The sequence below is a fragment of the Ekhidna algicida genome (assembly GCF_051379705.1).
GTDB lineage: Bacteria > Bacteroidota > Bacteroidia > Cytophagales > Cyclobacteriaceae > Ekhidna.
In genome coordinates this window covers 361,204-378,005 of record NZ_CP179868.1, presented here as the reverse complement: position 1 = coordinate 378,005, position 16,802 = coordinate 361,204, and the positions used below count along the sequence as shown (strand labels likewise).

Below are 16,802 nucleotides of genomic sequence, written 5' to 3'. Positions count from 1 at the left end.
ATTTCGTCAATGATTATCCAACGATGTGATCCCTCATCTCTTTCACACTATTAGCAATATCGGAGAACTGACCATCTGTCATTTCTACGCCTTCACCTAGTTGATCGTACGTAAGGTTGATAAATCTAAGGTTTGGCAACACCTTGCTTACATTTTCATCATCTTGATGGTTTTCCATCAATTCAACCAATTTCACCACTTGAGACTTTTGGTTTGCCAGTACTGTCATGAGTTCACCTTTATTTTCACTCATCCTCACAAGTTCACAAGTAATATGGAGTCCTTCGATTACACTTCCTGCGATTACAAGAATTGAAGTCTTTTCCTCTCCATTTTGATTTAGGTAGTTGTAAGTGTCGTAAAAGGATTCAGTTACAATAAAAATCAAAGAATCAATGTTATCCATGTTATTTTCAATTCGCTGAGCCATGGAGCTATTAAATGCAGAAGTGATATTTAGATCATCAATAAGTTTCTTTGAGACATCAAGATAGTCTATGGTTTCTTGTGTCTTGTCAAAAGTAGCAGCGTAACTTAAATCTGCTCCGTAAACGCCTAAGTTGGCAGCCTTCTGCCAAGTCGCCACATATTGGTCCACTTTTGAAGGGTCGTTAACTATTTCGGCTGAATAGGCGGTATTTGCGTTTCCCAACATTTGAGAAACTTCAAAAGCTGTTGGAAGTGGATAAGTAAATTCCTTTTCAACAAAACTTTCAATTTCTTCTTTTTTCTCAGCAGTATTCTCTTCTGAAGCCTTGTTTCCACCACTACATGAGATTAGAAAGAAAGCGGAAACAAAAACTGAAAGGTGTAAAATATTTTTTTTCATGAGATTGGTTTGTTTTATCAGTCAATACAAATTCAAGATTAATCTTTTAATTACTTTCATCAAACACTTATCGTGCCTAATTGCACTTAAATCCTCTATTCTAGCCCAAATTTAGAGGCATGCCATGCTCTTTCGTGCACATAATAGAACAACATCTTCAAAAAGATTTCTACAAAAGCAATCCCGGAAGCTTTTTCCATTGCATTTGGATCTTCTCTGAAAATAAAAAAAGCAATTAGAAAAGTAGTAATGGATGCTGTAAACCTCCAGGTTATCGTTTTGAATAGGTGACGAACACTACTTTTCATCTCACTTTTGAAGTTATACCAAATCCGTTCGTGATAATAATAGATAATCATTTTCAAAACAGTCTCAATTGCTGCAACCCATGTGGCTTTTGATGTCGCGTCTGGATCTTCTCTGAAGAAAATGAGTGTTAGGATGAAGGTAGTCGCTGTTGCAATTATTCTCCAGGTAACAGTCTTTGCAATGTGTCTTTTTTTGCTCTGCATAATGATTCAAAGTGCGCAAAAATATACTTCAAATTATACACCAACCTTGTTTTGTTGACAAAAGCTGAGATAATTACTCAATTAAATAAAAGAATCGCAATGGATGCGGTAACTTTGCCGCTCATATTAATAAGAGCTCTTTGAACAATTTTGAAAAACTAGGACTTTCACAGTCTATTGTTGAAGTCCTGGACAATATGGGTTTTACAGACCCAACTCCTGTACAACAACAATCAATCCCTTTACTATTAACAGAAAATCCGACCGATTTTATCGGATTAGCACAGACTGGAACGGGTAAAACCGCAGCTTTTGGACTCCCACTTGTTGATTTGCTGGACTCCGAAAGTAGCCATACGCAAGCGTTGATCATGGCACCTACACGTGAGCTTGGACAACAAACAGCTAAGCAACTTAAAGATTTTGCAAAAAGTAAGTCAAGACTTAATGTTGAGGTAGTGTATGGTGGTGCTGCTATAGTCAATCAAATAAAAGCACTTAAAAGACCAACACAAATTGTAGTAGCCACGCCGGGGCGATTACTAGATTTAATCAAACGAAAAGCAGTTAAACTTGATCAAGTCAAATATGTAATCCTGGACGAAGCAGATGAAATGTTGAATATGGGCTTTCAGGAGGCCATTGATGATATTCTGTCTCATACACCTGAAGAAAGGGTAACCTGGTTGTTCTCAGCGACCATGCCTTCTGAGATAAGAAGAATTGTAAAGAAATATATGTCTAACCCGAAAGAGGTATCTGTAAATACCTCTGAGAAGAGTAATAAGGACATTTCTCACAAATATGTGGTTACAAAGGTTAGCAACAAGATTCCAGCTATAAAAAGGTTTTTGGATAGAGAGCCGGAAATGCGCGGGATTATGTTTTGCCGCACGAAGCGGGAGACTCAAGAAATTGCTGACAATCTTAGCCAAAAAGGTTATGGAGTTGAAGCTTTGCATGGGGATCTTTCTCAAGCCCAGAGAGATGCGGTAATGAAGCGATTTAAGGCCAAATCAATGCAATTGTTGGTTGCCACTGATGTTGCGGCTCGAGGCATTGATGTAAATGATCTTACCTATGTCATCCATCATACGCTTCCTGATCAATTAGAAAGCTACACGCATCGAAGCGGAAGAACAGGTAGAGCTGGAAACAAGGGAGTATCTCTAGCATTGATAAATCCTAGAGAGTCTCGTAAAATCAGCGAACTTGAGCGTAAAATTAATGTTACGTTCGAGCGAGTAGAGGTACCAAGTATAGATGAAATGCAGACCTCACGTGTTAGCAACTGGGCTGATCAATTAGCCACGGCCGAAATAGATAGTTCAGCGAGTCAACTACTCGAGCAGGTTAAGGACAAATTCGATTCACTGGATAAAGAAGAGATTCTTAAGAAACTGATAAGTCTCCAGTTAAATCAGCTTACAGTTGAATCGGGAGAAGACACAAACTTGAATGAATTAGCTGGAGCATCTTCTCGTAATTCAGAAAACAGCAACTATCGAAAGTTCTTTATCAACCTTGGTTCTGTTGACGGTTTCATTAAAGGTGATATGGTTCATCTCTTGTCTGATCTTTCTGGAGTCGACAGGAAACATTTTGGAAACGTAAAACTCTTAAACAATCGCTCTTACTTTGAGGTTGAGAAAGCGTACGAAAAAGACTTCAGTAAAAAATTTGAAGGCGTAGAGTTTGAAGGAAGAGCCGTTCGTGTTCATCCGGATAGTGGCCCTTCCAATGAGCGAGAAAGATCTACAGGTCATCACAAGAAAAAATTCAATAATCGTCGATCAAATGACAGAAGGGATGGACGTAAATCAAATCGTAGAAAGAGAAGATAGCGAAATTTGACTAACTTTGAGTTCTCAGATAGAAGCAATTCTACTTTGTTAAATTACTAAAATCATTACATGTCCAGTTCACAGAACAAATTCATCAAGAACCAAAAGGAAAAGCGAAAGCAACAAAAGAAGAAGGAAAAAGAGGAGCGCAAAAAAGAGCGTCAGGAAAACAATGCAAAAGGAGGAGACTTAAATGACATGATTGCATATGTTGATGAATTCGGAAATATTGTAGATGAAAAGCCAGAGGAAAAACCTGATAAGAAGTCAGACAAAAAAGATTGAAATTTCATCTAAAAATAAAATTACGAATACAGCCTTCGTTATTTTGCTGAGTTAGATTTAGGTAAAATTCATTCTTATTTAGTTTCTTAGATCACTCATTTTTACAGTTACTACCGAGTGATGGCCTTAGGAAAAAACCTTCAAAAGAAAACCGCAAAAGAAAATCCTCTTCAAAAAGAGGAGGTGAGCGCGGATGTTAAAGTATCTGGCGGAAAGGAATCAGGTGCAGAAAAAGAAGATGGGCCAAATGATTCTTACCAACAATTTTGTATATTCAAGTCAAAAGGTGAAGAATATGCCATCCCTATTAACCTTGTCAAAGAAGTAGTCCCATTCCCTAAAACAGCCCCTGTATCACAAATGCCTTCATATCTCATCGGAATGGCTAATGTGAGAGGCAATATTTTTGGAGTGTTGGATCTCGGACTATTCTTCAATATTCAATCGGAAAATTCTTTAGAAAAGAAATACTTGCTCGTTTTAGAGCATGACGTTTATCAAATGGCAATAGCCATCCCTGATGTTCCAGATACCTTGATGGTTGCTGAAAAAATGATCGAAGAGCTATCGGCTTCACGAATGAAGTCTGCAATTGGTCAGAAGTACCTCAAAGGAATAATTAAAAAAGATCGCCGGATGATCATCCTATTCGATATATTAGGAATGATTTCTAGTGATAAGTTCACCGAAACAAGCTAAGTGCTTCATTTATAGAGTAGTTAACCGCAATCAAAATGCTTAAAAATTTTACAATCCGGAGAAAAATGATGCTGTTCATCCTTGGGTTGACCGTCATAATTTATGTGATCACCTTAGGATACATTAGCTATAATCTACGTAGCAATGCGATTTCTGAGGCTGAGAAACTTGCTGACTCCTATGCAGGTCAGAAAGCTAGCACTATCAAAGCCATAATTGACGAAGATCTATCTGTTTCACGGGTTATGGCCGATGCAGTGGAAGAATATACCTATTTGCCTGACGAGCAGCGCAATGAACTCAGAAAGACATTTTTGGAAAAAGTACTTAGAAGGTACCCTAAGTATGACGCCACTTGGATGAGCTGGCAGTTGGAATTTATTGATCCAGATTGGGATAAAAGCTACGGACGTGAAAGATTCAATTCCTACATGGATGGAAACGAAGTAAAGTCCTCCTTGGAACTAGCTGAACTGGATGGAAGAAAGGCAAGTTCTATATATGAGCAGTTTAAGGCTGATAGTGAAATAGAAGAACTTCTGAGTGAACCCTATTGGTATCTGGATTATGATTATTCATCCAACACGAGGGATTCACTTCTTGGTATATCTCCAACAGTTCGCTTGGAAGTCGATGGAAGATTTGCTGGAGTTGTTGGAGTCGATATGTCAGTAGATGATTTTCAAGGAGTGGCCAAAGTTGATTTTTATGAAAGTGCATATGCCTTATTGATTTCTACTGGTGGAGTTATTACAGCTCATGCAAACCCAAGTATGTTCAATAAGCCAGCGGATTCTATCAATGTAATAAAAAGCAGTCCCTACAATGTATCGGATAAAATTCAAGCAGGCGAATCATTTTCTTATCGTGCTTATGATGATGCTATAGATGGTGAGGTTTACGTGTCATTCGCCCCAATAACAATAGGGCGATCAGGCAATTATTGGTCGGCTGTAATTGTTGTTCCGGTATCAGAAATAACAGCGGCTTTTAATTCGACTTTCAGATTTACGCTTCTTTTTGGTTTGGTTGGTTTAATCTTATTGACTTACACCATTTGGAAATTGGCAAATAAAATTACCGATTCGCTTGATTTGTCCAATAGCATATTGAAAGATTTGGCAAAAGGAGAATTGGACTCATCCAAAAAAATAACAAAAATTTCGCAGGATGAACTTGGTGAAATTGCACAATCTGTGAATACGCTGATGGACGAACTCAATAGTAAATCAGAGTTTTCGAGAAAAATTGGAGAAGGCGACCTCAATGCGGATTTTGAAATTGCCGGAGAAAATGATGTTTTGGGAGCTTCCTTGATCATGATGCGAAACAATCTCCGCGCTGTTATTGATGAAACCAACGATGTGGTCACTCATGCTGAAGGAGAGGGCGATTTAAACTCAAGAATGAGTCAAGAAGGAAAAATGGGTGCCTGGAAAGAACTTAGTGACTCGATAAACAACCTATTGGAGTCTGTTGCAAAACCATTTGCTGAGTTGAATCAAATAGCAAACAAAATGGCTGAGGGCGACCTTTCAGCAAGATATACTGCAGAAGCTAAAGGTGATATTTTAAACCTTGCAGAAAATCTAAATAAAGCACTAGATAACTTGGATGAACTGCTAGATGGGATTGTCAAGAATGCGAATATCATTGGTGATTCATCAACGGAAATGCTGTCTGCTAGTGAAGAGATGAATACCAACACCGGAGAAATTGCTTCAGCAATTGCAGAGATGAGTAGCGGAGCCCAAACACAGGTTAGCAAAGTAGATGAGTCATCCAATTTGGTGGAAAGTATTCAGCGAGCAGCTAATATTATGAGTACTCAGGCCGAAGAAATAAATGCTGCAGCACATAAAGTATCTGAGAGCTCAGAAACAGGCCTTAAGATGGTTAATAAAGTTGGCTTCAGTATGAAAGACATCAAGGCTTTTGCTAATGATACAAATCAATCCATACAGGTCTTAACAGAACGATCAAATGAGATCACTAGGGTATTGGGTATCATTACAGATATAGCAGCTCAAACAAATCTACTAGCGCTTAATGCGGCAATAGAGGCTGCACAAGCTGGAGATGCAGGTCGAGGGTTTGCCGTTGTGGCCGAAGAAATCAGAAAACTTGCAGAAGATTCCAGAACTTCCGCTCGAGAGATTGAGAAGCTAATTACCGATGTGCAGAACGACACAGCAGCAGCTGCCAAGGTAATTGAGGTCATGAATGAGAGTATCCTTGGAGGAGAGAGTGCCTCTGACGATGCTTCCGATGCTTTTAGAGAAATTGCCTCGTCCTCCAATCAGAACCTGGAGATATCCAAGCAGATTCTGGAAGCTACCAAGGATCAAATGGATAGTATAAAAAATGTGGTAAGTATTACAGAAGGAATAGTTGTAATTGCAGAGGAAACAGCTGCGGGAACTGAGCAGGTAGCAAGTTCTGCTACTGAATTATCAGCCGGTATGGAAAGCTATACTCAAAAATCTGAAGAGGTAACCGAGATTGCTCGCAACTTGAAGGAGAAGGTGAGTATGTTCAAGCTCTCAGATAAATAAAAAACAATATTTAGTCTAAGGCCAATAAATAGTTAGGAATCTTAAGATCAAAATGTCAATCATCTCAATTGTAAATCAAAAAGGAGGTACAGGTAAAACAACCACTTCGTTGAATTTGGGAAGTGCACTTGCGAAACTTGGTAAAAAAGTGCTATTGATTGATATGGACTCTCAAGGAAATCTGGGGTACAGTCTGGGTTTAGATGAAGGCCAAACTATTGCAGACGTTTTTGAAGGATCAAATGAGATTGACCAAATTATTCAGGAAAGAGAAGGTATGCATATTGTGCCCTCAGATATGCGATTGGTAGATATTGAGCTTTCGCTTATGGATTTGGATGACCGACATAACATGCTCAATTCAAAAATCAGTCACTTATCCAGTAAGTATGATCATATACTTATAGACTGCCCGCCTTCGCTTTCAATATTAGCAGTTAATTCTCTTTACGCTTCAGATAAAGTGATTGTACCAATGCTCATGGAAGTTTTGAGCTTGCAGGGATTGGATCAAATTATTCAGACAATTGATAAGATAAATGTCAGCTATTCCAAAGATTTGGAAATATTAGGAATACTTCCGGTAATGGTTGATAAGCGGAGGAAACTAAGCTTGGAAGTTAAAGACTACATTTTGGAAAATTACGAAGTGAAAATTTTTGACTCAATGATTAGAAATAATGTTAAAGCATCTGAAGCGCCCTCTTTTGGACAAAGTGTAATCGAGTATTCACCTTCGTCAAATAGTGCGAAAGATTACATGAATTTTGCAAATGAAATAGTGAAGTTAAATTGAAGGATCTATGGCATTGGGCAAAAATTTAAAGAAGAGAAAACTTATATCAGAAGAGCCAAAAAAAGCTCCAAAGAAGCCTTCATCCTCAAAGAAAAAGGCTGTAAAAACAGAGAAGGCGCTTATTGCAAAACCTAAATCGAAAAAGGCAACCAGAGCTCCAAAAAAAGCTGTTCCGGTAAAGAAGAAACACATTGACAAAGTGCCTGAAGTGAAAACACAGCAGGCAGAGACAGGACTTCCAATTTTCATAGCCAAAGAGCTTTACGACCTTAAAACCTCACTTAGAAATCGATATAAGGAAGATGTTTCCGGACTAAGTGGAAGAGTTATCCAATTTGTAATCATCGTAATAGGCGGAGAGCATTATGCAATAGATATTGATTGTGTCAAGGAGGTAGTACCAGTCACCAACCTTTCCAAAACACCCAATACTCCTAAACATATTCAAGGGATTGCCAATGTAAGAGGCGCAACTTATGTTGTTTTTGACCTAACACAGAAATTCAAATTGGAAGGTGAGTTCACAGCAAATTACCTTCTTGTGTTGGAAAATGAAGGAATTGCTGCAGCATTGTCTCTCAGCTTACTACCGACCACTAGAAAAATAAATGGAGATAACATATCAAGTGAACTTCATATGATCGAAAATGCATCCCTCGATGTATCCTATATCAAAGGCCTAATTCAGGATGATGACAAACTAATCTACTACCTTGACGTCATCGAACTCTTGAAAAATGACAAAGCCATTGTTGTCCCTGATAACCTGATTGATAGCAAAAAATGAGTGCAAGCTTGAAAATATTGGTAGTAGATGATTCAGCATTTATGCGACTTCTTATTACGGATTTGCTTTCGGAAGATGCACAAATTGAAGTTGCAGGAACAGCTGTAAATGGATTAGAGGCAGTCAATCAAGTCAAAGCATTAAGACCAGATATTGTGTTGTTGGATCTAAATATGGCAGAGTACGACGGATTATATGCAGTTCGCGAAATCATGAAACATCAGCCTACACCGATTCTCATTTTGAGTTCTGTAGGCAATACCGATCTGCAACCAGTCTTTGAAGCTCTTAAAAATGGTGCTGTTGATTATATCAATAAACCGGATCGCAATAAATCCAAGATGCGTGAGCTTCAAAAGGAACTGATCCAAAAAATAAAAAGCACATCACGAGCGAAACCACGTCAGATATCCAATACCAAAACCCAAACCAAGGTCGTTCCCAAAAAACGACGATCCAGATCCAAATATGAACTTGTGGCCATAGGTGCATCCACCGGAGGTCCTACTGCAATTGAACGTATCATTTGCTCTCTCCCAAAAGATTTTGATATTCCAATTATTGTGTGTCAACATATGCCTGCGGTGTTTATTCCGCAATTCGTGCAACGACTAGGATCGTTAACCGAGCTGGAGGTAGTCTCCGCTACGAAAGGTATGCATCCAACTCCCGGTATTGTCATGTTTTGCCCGGGTCATGCAAACCTCATCCTTTCGAAAGAAAAGAGAAATCCCATAGTAGACTTCACAGATGAAGTTTACAAAGAATACAACAACCCATCCATCAACGCTATGATGCTTAGTGCTGCTGAGGTATACCAGGATAAAATGGTAGGAGTGCTTCTTACCGGAATGGGTAAGGATGGAGTCAATGGAATGAAGGCCATTCATAAAAATGGCGGAAAAACAATAGCTCAAAACAAAGAGAGTAGTGTTATTTATGGCATGCCCAAAGCAGCCTCGGAAGCTGGGGCAGTGGAAATTGAGCTCGACATAAAAGAAATTGGAAACTATTTGGTTAATGGCATTTAGATGAAATCCAAAGAAGAAGAATATCGCCAACTGTTCCTCACAGAAGCACTTGAAAATTTCGAGGAACTTAACCGTCTATTTGTAGAGCTTGAAAAAGATATATCCAGCCGGAAGGCTATTGCTAATATTTTCCGAATTGTACATACCCTAAAAGGAAATGCAATGGGAATGGGGTACGATAAGATCGCAGACCTGGCCCATGTTATGGAAGACGTTTTTGGAGCGATCAAGAATGGTGAAATTTCCCCAGATAAAGAATTAGTTGATAGCTTATTTCGTTCCAATGACAAACTAGGAGGGTTAATAAATGCCATTACTACTGAAGAGAAAGTAAGTTACCTTGGAATCAAGACCAAGCTTAGCGTTTATTTAAAAAATGCCAGAGAAGAATTCGCAGCAGGAGGTGCAAAGGCAAAAGAAGTTGAATCTGATGAAGAAACGGAGGAAGAAGAAACGCAAGACCAGGGAGCCGGAATCAAGTTTGCTGATGTTGTCCAAATTCCTGTGCGTAAGATGGATGACCTGCTAAATATGGTAGGAGAGTTGGTGATTGAGCGAGATAGACTTATTTCTTTATTTGGATCTGAGGGAAAAAGCACGCTAGAGTTTGAGCGCATTAAGCGCATCTCCTCCAATCTTCACTACGGCATCATGAATGTCCGAATGGTTCAAATGGGCTTCTTATTCAATAAGTTTCATAGAGTGTTGCGTGATGCTGCCTCTACAGAGAAAAAAGAAGTAGAACTGATACTCAAAGGAACCGAAGTTGAAATTGATAGGAATATCCTGAAAATCATTAGCGATTCGATGGTACACCTTGTTCGTAATGCGGTAGGTCACGGAATAGAGACAGCAACAGAACGAAAAGACTCAGGTAAACCTCCAACGGCCAGTGTAACACTTTCTGCAGCACTTGAGAAAGACAGTGTTGTCATTACAATTTCAGATGATGGAAAGGGTATCAATATCGAAAAGATCAAAGAAAAGATCGTACGTCAGAATATGGTTACACAAGAGGTAGCAGATAAGCTAGGAGAAAAAGAGATTGTCAGATATATCTTTGAACCAGGCTTTTCTAGTGCAGATAAAGTGACAGAGATTTCTGGTAGAGGTGTGGGTATGGACGTAGTAAAAAAAGCCGTAGAGTCCATTGGTGGGCAGGTTCTCGTGGACACCGAACTAGGATTAGGTACATCAGTGCATTTGGTCTTGCCATCTTCACTTGCTTTAAAAGGGGCACTATTATTTGAGGTAGAAGAGCAGGAGTATGCAATTCCTCTTACTTACATAGATTCAGTTACCTATTTAAGGAAAGATGATATTCATCAAGTAGCCGATAGCCTTATGATAGACTATCAAGAACAATCTATTCCATTGGTTTTCTTGGGAGGTTTGCTCAGCATAAAAAACCTTGACAATGTAGAGCAAGCAGCAATAGGTCATGAAGAGTTGAAAACATTAGATGCAGGCAAAGAGTTAAACGTAATTATCTCAACGCACTCAGGTCGATTGCTCGGTTTGGTAGTAGATAAGCTACAAAGACAGAAAGAAATTATCGAAAAGAAATTACCAAAGCCATTAGATAATAGTCGCTTATTATCAGGTACAACCATTTTGGGTTCCGGAAATGTTTGTCCTGTTCTAGATGTAGCATCAATAATGGATGTGTTATTTCAGTCAACCACTAAAAAAGTAGAGTCATAACCACACTAACAACCGATACCATCAGTGACGAAGAGCTAACTGCTCTAATGCAAGCCATAAACAATCGTTATGGACTCGATTTCACTAACTACGAACGTACCTCTCTGAAGAGAGGGATTATCCGGTTGATGCTTAAGCACAACATGGAGTCCATTATTGAACTTTGGTCATTGGTTCTTAGAGATAATGAGTTTTTTTTGAACGCAATTGATGATCTTTTAGTAAATCTTACCGAGCTTTTTAGAAACCCGGATGTGTGGATAAAGCTGAGAGATACGGTGCTGCCCGCTATTCCTAACAAATCAATGAAGATTTGGCATGCAGGATGTTCAACCGGAGAGGAAGTCTACACAATGAATATTGTACTTGAGACATTAAACCTTCTCAACAGGACCAAACTAGTTGCCACAGATCTAAGTACCAAAGCTTTAAACAAAGCAAAGAAAGGTGATTACTCTTTAATAACACTAAAGCAATATCTGGTCCCTTTCCTGAAGTTTCTTCCAAATAGGGTCATGGAAGATTATTTTGATTTCAAGGATAAGCATGCAACTATTAAGTCAAAATATCAAGCAAACGTTACCTTCAAGAAGCACAATTTGGTGATGGATTCCATGGATGATAAGTTTGATATCATCTTTTGCAGGAATGTAATGATTTACTTTGATGAGACACTTAAACATCGAGTCTTGGACCTGTTGCACAGTTGCTTAAAAGATGATGGCTATTTGATAATAGGCTATTACGATATAATGCCGGATTATGGAAAAGATAAATTCGGAATCTATGATGTAAAAACACGTATGTATAAGAAAATCTCCACCAACTAAAGAGAAACCTATGCGAGTACTTATAGTAGATGATTCAACATACATTAGATCTAGCCTCAAAGCTTTGCTTACGGAGGAAGGATATGAGGTAGTAGGGGAAGCCAAGAATGGAGAAATGGCTATTGATTTAGCTATGGAGCTAAAACCTGATGTGATCACTCTGGATAATATTCTTCCAGATATGACCGGTCTCGACATCCTGAAAATTTTGAATACAGATGACCTTACTGCCAAAGTTATTATGATAAGTGCTGTCGGTCAGCAGTCAGCGATTGTAGATGCAATGAACAATGGAGCCAAGCATTACCTGGTAAAGCCATTTGACGATTCAGAATTAATCGCCATTTTGAAGCAACTCGATGAAGAAACCTAATAGTTCGCCTAAAAGATTAATCAGATTAAGAATAATAGACTATTTTAACCACCCACGAAACCTAATAACTTATGATGGCAGATTTGAATGATAGCGAAATGAAGGTAGCCACCAAGCTCATTTTTGATGGACTGTCAATGGCCAAATCCTCAATGGAACAAATCCTCCAAAGCCCAATTAATATAGAACAAATTGATTATGTCAATGCAGATCTGGATCTAAATCGTTTTGGAGGACCCAATCAAGATGTTCACCTTATCAAAACAGAGTTGATGGGCGAACTAAAAGGCACAAGTCATTTGATTTTCTCCGAAAAAGAAGTTGCCAAACTCTATGAAGCTTGTCTTCCTGAAAAAATCGCGAAAGATGATTCGAAAGAAAGTGTGATTATGAAGCTGGGTTTTTTGACAGAGATAGACAACATGGTGTCCGCAGCAGTCATAACAGAGTTTTCTAATTTTCTTGATGTAGAAATTTATGGAAATGTACCATCTTTGAAAGTATTAAAGGCAACGGAATTAAATGATTTTATTGTCAATGAATCCAGTGAATTTGAATCAATTATTCATTTTAAAGCCGTTTTTCATGGAAAAGAGCTAGACATTTGTCCGGACTTTATTTGGGTGTTTCATAATAAATTTGTTGACAAAATTAAGAAGCTGGTGTAGTTACTCATTATCACCCTATTTATGCGTTAGCATGATTAATCGTTAATTAGTGATAAAACTGTAATAAAAAATAAAATGAGCAAAACAGTATTAATCGTTGATGATTCCATCTATATGAGATCATTAATAAAAACTGCAATGGAAGGTGCAGGTTTTGAAGTTGTTGGGGAAGCACAAAATGGTGAAAGTGCCATAGATCTTGCAGTGCAACTTCAGCCAGATTTAATAACACTAGATAATATACTTCCCGATATGATGGGATTTGAAATATTGAAGGTGTTAAAAGACGAGGAGGTTTCCTCCAAAGTGATTATGGTAAGTGCAGTAGGCCAGCAGACGGTAGTTAATAAAGGATTATCGTTAGGTGCATCAGAGTATATTGTAAAACCATTTACGGAAGAAGACCTACTCAAAGTCGTCGAAAAAGTACTCGCATAACCGCATGCAGATTTCATGATAAAAAGATTAACCAACTTACCCATACGCCAAAAATTTGCGGTAATAATCATACCGCTTATCGTTATCATTTTGGCATTTGATTACTTGCAAGTAAGGTATCATTACCTGGATTATTCTGACAGTGTCAGATTGAACAAAGCCATACGTGTAGGGATTGAAATCAATCATGTAGTTCATGAAATACAGAAAGAGCGAAGCATATCATCCGGGTTTCTAGCAAATCAGGGTGAGAGCTTTGGAATTAAGCTAAATAAACAGCGAGAAAGAACTGACAGTACACTCCAGGAGTATTATAATGAATTATCAAGTGGTGATCTAGAAGATTTGCTCTTGTTACATAGGACAGATTTGGATCAATTGAACGCATTTTTTGACAAGCTTACTACTTTGAGAAAAAGCATTGATCAGCATCGACTTTCATCAGAAGCATCTATAGATCGATTTTCAGAAATTAATAACAATGCGCTAAATACGGTTATTAAGCTTATTGATGAAACAAGGGACAAGGAAATTGCGCAGCAAATACATGCAATCATTTACTTCCTGAAGTCAAAGGAATTTGCAAGTATTGAACGTGCAATAGGCACACAAGCATTTTCGCATAATCACATAGATTTCGCACTTTATAATCGATTTACGACGCTAGTCGCAAACCAAAGTTCATACTTGGATGCATTCAAGATAATTGCTAATCAAGAATCGATAGAATATTATATTCAAATTGTTAGCGGAGAGGAAATAGAAGAGGTGGATCGGATGAGAGAAGTACTCTTTGCAAATGATACGCTATCTGAAAACCCCGATCACTGGTATGAGTCAAGTACCACTAAGATTAATCGATTGAAAGATGTTGAAGACTTTATGTCAGACAACATTCAGAAAAGGACTCAAAACATAGCAAAAACATCCGTAAGAAACTTTTGGACATTCCTAGTTCTCGATGTTACTATTGGAATTATTGCCTTTTGGTTGATGACGACTATCGTTACAAATTTGCTTAAGAATGTAAGTATTCTCGAGGCATATACGCGCAGAATATCAGCAGGAGACTTGACGAAAAAGGTTGTTATTCCCACCAAAGATGAACTTGGACAGTATGCCAACACCTTTAATCGAATGGTGCTTGAAATTCGCAAATCACAGTTTGAGCTCAGAAAGCAAAGAGATAAAGCCAAGTTTCTATATAAAAATATCTACGGTGTTTCACTTGTAGTCTTTGAAAACATCGAACAGGGAATTTTCCTATTAGATAAAGAGTTTAAAATCTCCAAGTTTCACTCCAAGGCCATGAAGGAGATCTTTAGTAATGACCGAATCGCGGGAGAGAACTTTGCCAATTTCATGCGTCCGCTAATACTTCCACGTGAGTTGGAAGCACTTGAGATGTTTATGCGTCACCTCTTCAACGAAGATATGGATGAGGAAGTGGTAAATCAGCTCAACCCCATTGATCAGGTGAAAATTCACACAGAACAAAATGGTATAGTTGCGACAAAATATATTCGTGTAGAATTCACTAGAATATTCAGAAAAGATAAGATTCAAAACATTATGGTTTCTGTTTCAGATGAAACTGAGTCAATCTTACTACAGCAGCACTTGAGTGAGGCTGAGAAGAAGAAGCAGCAAGAGACAGAAAGAGTGCTCAGCATTCTTAAAATTGATCCATCCATTTTACGTGGATTCCTTCACAATTCTCGTAAAATGCTCAAAAGTATATCCGAGCGATATGAGAAGAATGAAGATGATGAATATGGTGAACTGCTTAGTTTCACATTCGATATCATTCACAATCTCAAGGGCAATGCCGTAGTGATCGGAATGGAATTGATGGCCAATAAATTCCACGAAATAGAAGATTCTATAACGGCACTGCAGTCGAAAGAAGTCCGAGGTAAAGATTTCTTAGCTATTCTATATGAAGTGGATGAAGCAGATCGGATGATCGCAGAGATCGCAGAGATGCTTTACAAGATCATTAACATCTATAAGAAGTTCCCGGCAGAAGGTGACTCGGTATCAAATATCATGGTAATAGATACACTTGAGAGAGGTGCAGAACTTATCGCAAAAGAGGAAGGTAAAACAGTGAATCTCACGTTTGACAATATAGATAATGTAGTACTCCCGGAAATCTATATTGAGCCATTCAAAGATATGATGATTCAGCTGATCAGAAACTCGGTTGTCCATGGCATAGAAGATCCAAGTTTACGGATGAGCGAAGGCAAGGTCATCATGGGGGAATTGCTCATAGAACTTTCGAAGAGCGACAATGAAGTATTTATTCGTTATAAGGATGACGGTAAAGGTTTAGACATTGAGCGCATCAAGCAGAAAGCACTCGTAAAAGGCTTAGTTACAGATACAGATCTGAAGGGGATGGAGGATTTTGAAATACAAGGACTTATTTTTCAAGAAGGATTCTCCACGGCAGACAAGGCCGACACAAATGCGGGAAGAGGACAGGGTATGAATCTGGTAAAAAGAATTCTAGATGAAAATAATGGAGCATATGATATTACATCTGTTCCAGGTAAATCATTCGAAATGATCATTAAGCTACCACTTCTAGAAGTAGAGAAAGGAGATGAAGAATGAAGAAGTTGCTGATTGTAGATGACTCCTCGGTTATGCGCAGAACAATAGAAAAGAATCTTGCCGATTATGATCTTGAAATCATCGGACAGGCAGCGAATGGAGTAGAAGCAGTTCAGATGGTAATGGATCAGAAACCAGATGTAGTTACGCTTGATATTACCATGCCGGAGATGGATGGAATTGCATGTCTGGAAGAAATAATGAAAATAAATCCTGAAACCAAGGTAATGATTATCACGGCTTTAGCTGATAAACTTACAGGTTTGATTGCCTTGGACAAAGGAGCCAGAGGATTTATGTATAAACCAGTCAATGCGGATGATCTGGCACGATCATTCGATAAACTTTTGAAAAGGGATGGAGAGTAGGAAAGAAGAGTTTGAAGCAACCTGTAATATGTTCATCAATTCGGTGAGCAATTACTTTAAGCACCTCACTGAGATCGACTCTGATATGAAAGTGCCGTACCTTAAGGAATCTGACGGACTTGTATTGAAGGACTTCACAGGAATGATAGGCATTTCAGGAAGCAGAAAAGGATTCGTATATATATCAGCAAACCGTGAGATGTTTGCAGATCTCATCAATATGTTTATTGGAATCGAAGATCCTTCAGAAGAAGATATCCTAGATATGGCGGGTGAGATATCAAATGTTGTCGCAGGTAACGTTCGGGCTAATTTAGGAGCAAATTTTATGATTTCGGTTCCAACCGTATTTGAAGGCATGCCTGATGAACTAAATATCCCAGAAAACGTTTCAATGTATGTTATCCCAATTAAGTGGAATAATCACGAGGCTTTTGTAGTATTAGGTCTAGATTGATAGC

17 protein-coding genes are annotated in these 16,802 nt (G+C 38.4%); 15 read left to right on the top strand and 2 right to left on the bottom strand.

Annotated features, from left to right (window positions below):
* Positions 1 to 13: 13 nt before the first annotated feature.
* Positions 14 to 829, bottom strand: a complete 816-nt coding sequence (locus ACL8WY_RS01455; protein WP_436516504.1) for a hypothetical protein — start codon at positions 827 to 829, stop codon at positions 14 to 16.
* Positions 830 to 924: 95 nt separating this feature from the next.
* On the bottom strand, positions 925 to 1,341 hold the full coding sequence (locus ACL8WY_RS01450) for a DUF2061 domain-containing protein (RefSeq protein WP_436516503.1): 417 nt from the start codon (positions 1,339 to 1,341) through the stop codon (positions 925 to 927).
* Positions 1,342 to 1,481: 140 nt separating this feature from the next.
* On the opposite strand from ACL8WY_RS01450, the gene ACL8WY_RS01445 reads away from it, so the two are divergent.
* The 15 genes from ACL8WY_RS01445 (at position 1,482) to ACL8WY_RS01375 (ending at position 16,798) form a co-directional block, all read left to right on the top strand.
* Positions 1,482 to 3,185: a DEAD/DEAH box helicase gene (locus ACL8WY_RS01445; RefSeq protein ID WP_436516502.1), complete on the top strand. Its 1,704-nt coding sequence runs from the start codon at positions 1,482 to 1,484 to the stop codon at positions 3,183 to 3,185.
* A 69-nt stretch (positions 3,186 to 3,254) separates the two neighbouring features.
* Complete coding sequence (locus ACL8WY_RS01440; RefSeq protein ID WP_436516501.1) at positions 3,255 to 3,470, top strand: cold-shock protein; 216 nt, start codon at positions 3,255 to 3,257, stop codon at positions 3,468 to 3,470.
* Positions 3,471 to 3,590: 120 nt separating this feature from the next.
* Positions 3,591 to 4,169 (top strand): chemotaxis protein CheW, encoded by a 579-nt coding sequence (locus ACL8WY_RS01435; protein ID WP_436516500.1) that lies wholly within the window; start codon positions 3,591 to 3,593, stop codon positions 4,167 to 4,169.
* 35 nt (positions 4,170 to 4,204) lie between these two features.
* The gene (locus tag ACL8WY_RS01430) at positions 4,205 to 6,724 is read left to right on the top strand and encodes a methyl-accepting chemotaxis protein (RefSeq protein ID WP_436516499.1); all 2,520 of its coding nucleotides are present in this window, start codon (positions 4,205 to 4,207) and stop codon (positions 6,722 to 6,724) included.
* A 52-nt stretch (positions 6,725 to 6,776) separates the two neighbouring features.
* Positions 6,777 to 7,520: a ParA family protein gene (locus tag ACL8WY_RS01425; RefSeq protein WP_436516498.1), complete on the top strand. Its 744-nt coding sequence runs from the start codon at positions 6,777 to 6,779 to the stop codon at positions 7,518 to 7,520.
* A gap of 7 nt (positions 7,521 to 7,527) precedes the next feature.
* On the top strand, positions 7,528 to 8,307 hold the full coding sequence (locus ACL8WY_RS01420; protein ID WP_436516497.1) for a chemotaxis protein CheW: 780 nt from the start codon (positions 7,528 to 7,530) through the stop codon (positions 8,305 to 8,307).
* On the top strand, positions 8,304 to 9,338 hold the full coding sequence (cheB, locus tag ACL8WY_RS01415) for a chemotaxis-specific protein-glutamate methyltransferase CheB (RefSeq protein ID WP_436516496.1): 1,035 nt from the start codon (positions 8,304 to 8,306) through the stop codon (positions 9,336 to 9,338). Before ACL8WY_RS01420 ends, cheB begins: the two co-directional genes overlap by 4 nt.
* Positions 9,339 to 11,042 carry a chemotaxis protein CheA gene (locus ACL8WY_RS01410; protein WP_436516495.1) on the top strand — a complete coding sequence of 568 codons (1,704 nt, stop codon included), beginning with the start codon at positions 9,339 to 9,341 and terminating at the stop codon, positions 11,040 to 11,042.
* 47 nt (positions 11,043 to 11,089) lie between these two features.
* Positions 11,090 to 11,872, top strand: coding sequence for a CheR family methyltransferase (locus ACL8WY_RS01405; RefSeq protein ID WP_436516494.1), 783 nt, complete (start codon positions 11,090 to 11,092; stop codon positions 11,870 to 11,872).
* A 10-nt stretch (positions 11,873 to 11,882) separates the two neighbouring features.
* Entirely contained in the window at positions 11,883 to 12,245 is a 363-nt protein-coding gene (locus ACL8WY_RS01400) for a response regulator (RefSeq protein WP_436516493.1), read from the top strand.
* A 71-nt stretch (positions 12,246 to 12,316) separates the two neighbouring features.
* Positions 12,317 to 12,913, top strand: a complete 597-nt coding sequence (locus ACL8WY_RS01395) for a hypothetical protein (RefSeq protein ID WP_436516492.1) — start codon at positions 12,317 to 12,319, stop codon at positions 12,911 to 12,913.
* Between the two features lie 75 nt (positions 12,914 to 12,988).
* Positions 12,989 to 13,351, top strand: coding sequence for a response regulator (locus tag ACL8WY_RS01390; protein ID WP_436516490.1), 363 nt, complete (start codon positions 12,989 to 12,991; stop codon positions 13,349 to 13,351).
* Positions 13,352 to 13,366: 15 nt separating this feature from the next.
* Entirely contained in the window at positions 13,367 to 15,973 is a 2,607-nt protein-coding gene (locus tag ACL8WY_RS01385) for a nitrate- and nitrite sensing domain-containing protein (protein WP_436516489.1), read from the top strand.
* Entirely contained in the window at positions 15,970 to 16,341 is a 372-nt protein-coding gene (locus ACL8WY_RS01380; protein WP_436516487.1) for a response regulator, read from the top strand. Before ACL8WY_RS01385 ends, ACL8WY_RS01380 begins: the two co-directional genes overlap by 4 nt.
* Positions 16,331 to 16,798 carry a chemotaxis protein CheX gene (locus tag ACL8WY_RS01375; protein ID WP_436516486.1) on the top strand — a complete coding sequence of 156 codons (468 nt, stop codon included), beginning with the start codon at positions 16,331 to 16,333 and terminating at the stop codon, positions 16,796 to 16,798. The genes ACL8WY_RS01380 and ACL8WY_RS01375 overlap by 11 nt, the downstream gene beginning before the upstream one ends.
* The last annotated feature ends 4 nt before the right edge of the window (positions 16,799 to 16,802 follow it).

Bases quoted from the DNA above. Each gene is read 5' to 3' on its own strand.
- ACL8WY_RS01455 (WP_436516504.1), bottom strand. From the start codon at position 829: ATGAAAAAAAATATTTTACACCTTTCAGTTTTTGTTTCCGCTTTCTTT.
- ACL8WY_RS01450 (WP_436516503.1), bottom strand. From the start codon at position 1,341: ATGCAGAGCAAAAAAAGACACATTGCAAAGACTGTTACCTGGAGAATA.
- ACL8WY_RS01440 (WP_436516501.1), top strand. From the start codon at position 3,255: ATGTCCAGTTCACAGAACAAATTCATCAAGAACCAAAAGGAAAAGCGA.
- ACL8WY_RS01435 (WP_436516500.1), top strand. From the start codon at position 3,591: ATGGCCTTAGGAAAAAACCTTCAAAAGAAAACCGCAAAAGAAAATCCT.
- ACL8WY_RS01430 (WP_436516499.1), top strand. From the start codon at position 4,205: ATGCTTAAAAATTTTACAATCCGGAGAAAAATGATGCTGTTCATCCTT.
- ACL8WY_RS01425 (WP_436516498.1), top strand. From the start codon at position 6,777: ATGTCAATCATCTCAATTGTAAATCAAAAAGGAGGTACAGGTAAAACA.
- ACL8WY_RS01420 (WP_436516497.1), top strand. From the start codon at position 7,528: ATGGCATTGGGCAAAAATTTAAAGAAGAGAAAACTTATATCAGAAGAG.
- cheB (WP_436516496.1), top strand. From the start codon at position 8,304: ATGAGTGCAAGCTTGAAAATATTGGTAGTAGATGATTCAGCATTTATG.
- ACL8WY_RS01410 (WP_436516495.1), top strand. From the start codon at position 9,339: ATGAAATCCAAAGAAGAAGAATATCGCCAACTGTTCCTCACAGAAGCA.
- ACL8WY_RS01405 (WP_436516494.1), top strand. From the start codon at position 11,090: ATGCAAGCCATAAACAATCGTTATGGACTCGATTTCACTAACTACGAA.
- ACL8WY_RS01400 (WP_436516493.1), top strand. From the start codon at position 11,883: ATGCGAGTACTTATAGTAGATGATTCAACATACATTAGATCTAGCCTC.
- ACL8WY_RS01395 (WP_436516492.1), top strand. From the start codon at position 12,317: ATGATGGCAGATTTGAATGATAGCGAAATGAAGGTAGCCACCAAGCTC.
- ACL8WY_RS01390 (WP_436516490.1), top strand. From the start codon at position 12,989: ATGAGCAAAACAGTATTAATCGTTGATGATTCCATCTATATGAGATCA.
- ACL8WY_RS01385 (WP_436516489.1), top strand. From the start codon at position 13,367: ATGATAAAAAGATTAACCAACTTACCCATACGCCAAAAATTTGCGGTA.
- ACL8WY_RS01380 (WP_436516487.1), top strand. From the start codon at position 15,970: ATGAAGAAGTTGCTGATTGTAGATGACTCCTCGGTTATGCGCAGAACA.
- ACL8WY_RS01375 (WP_436516486.1), top strand. From the start codon at position 16,331: ATGGAGAGTAGGAAAGAAGAGTTTGAAGCAACCTGTAATATGTTCATC.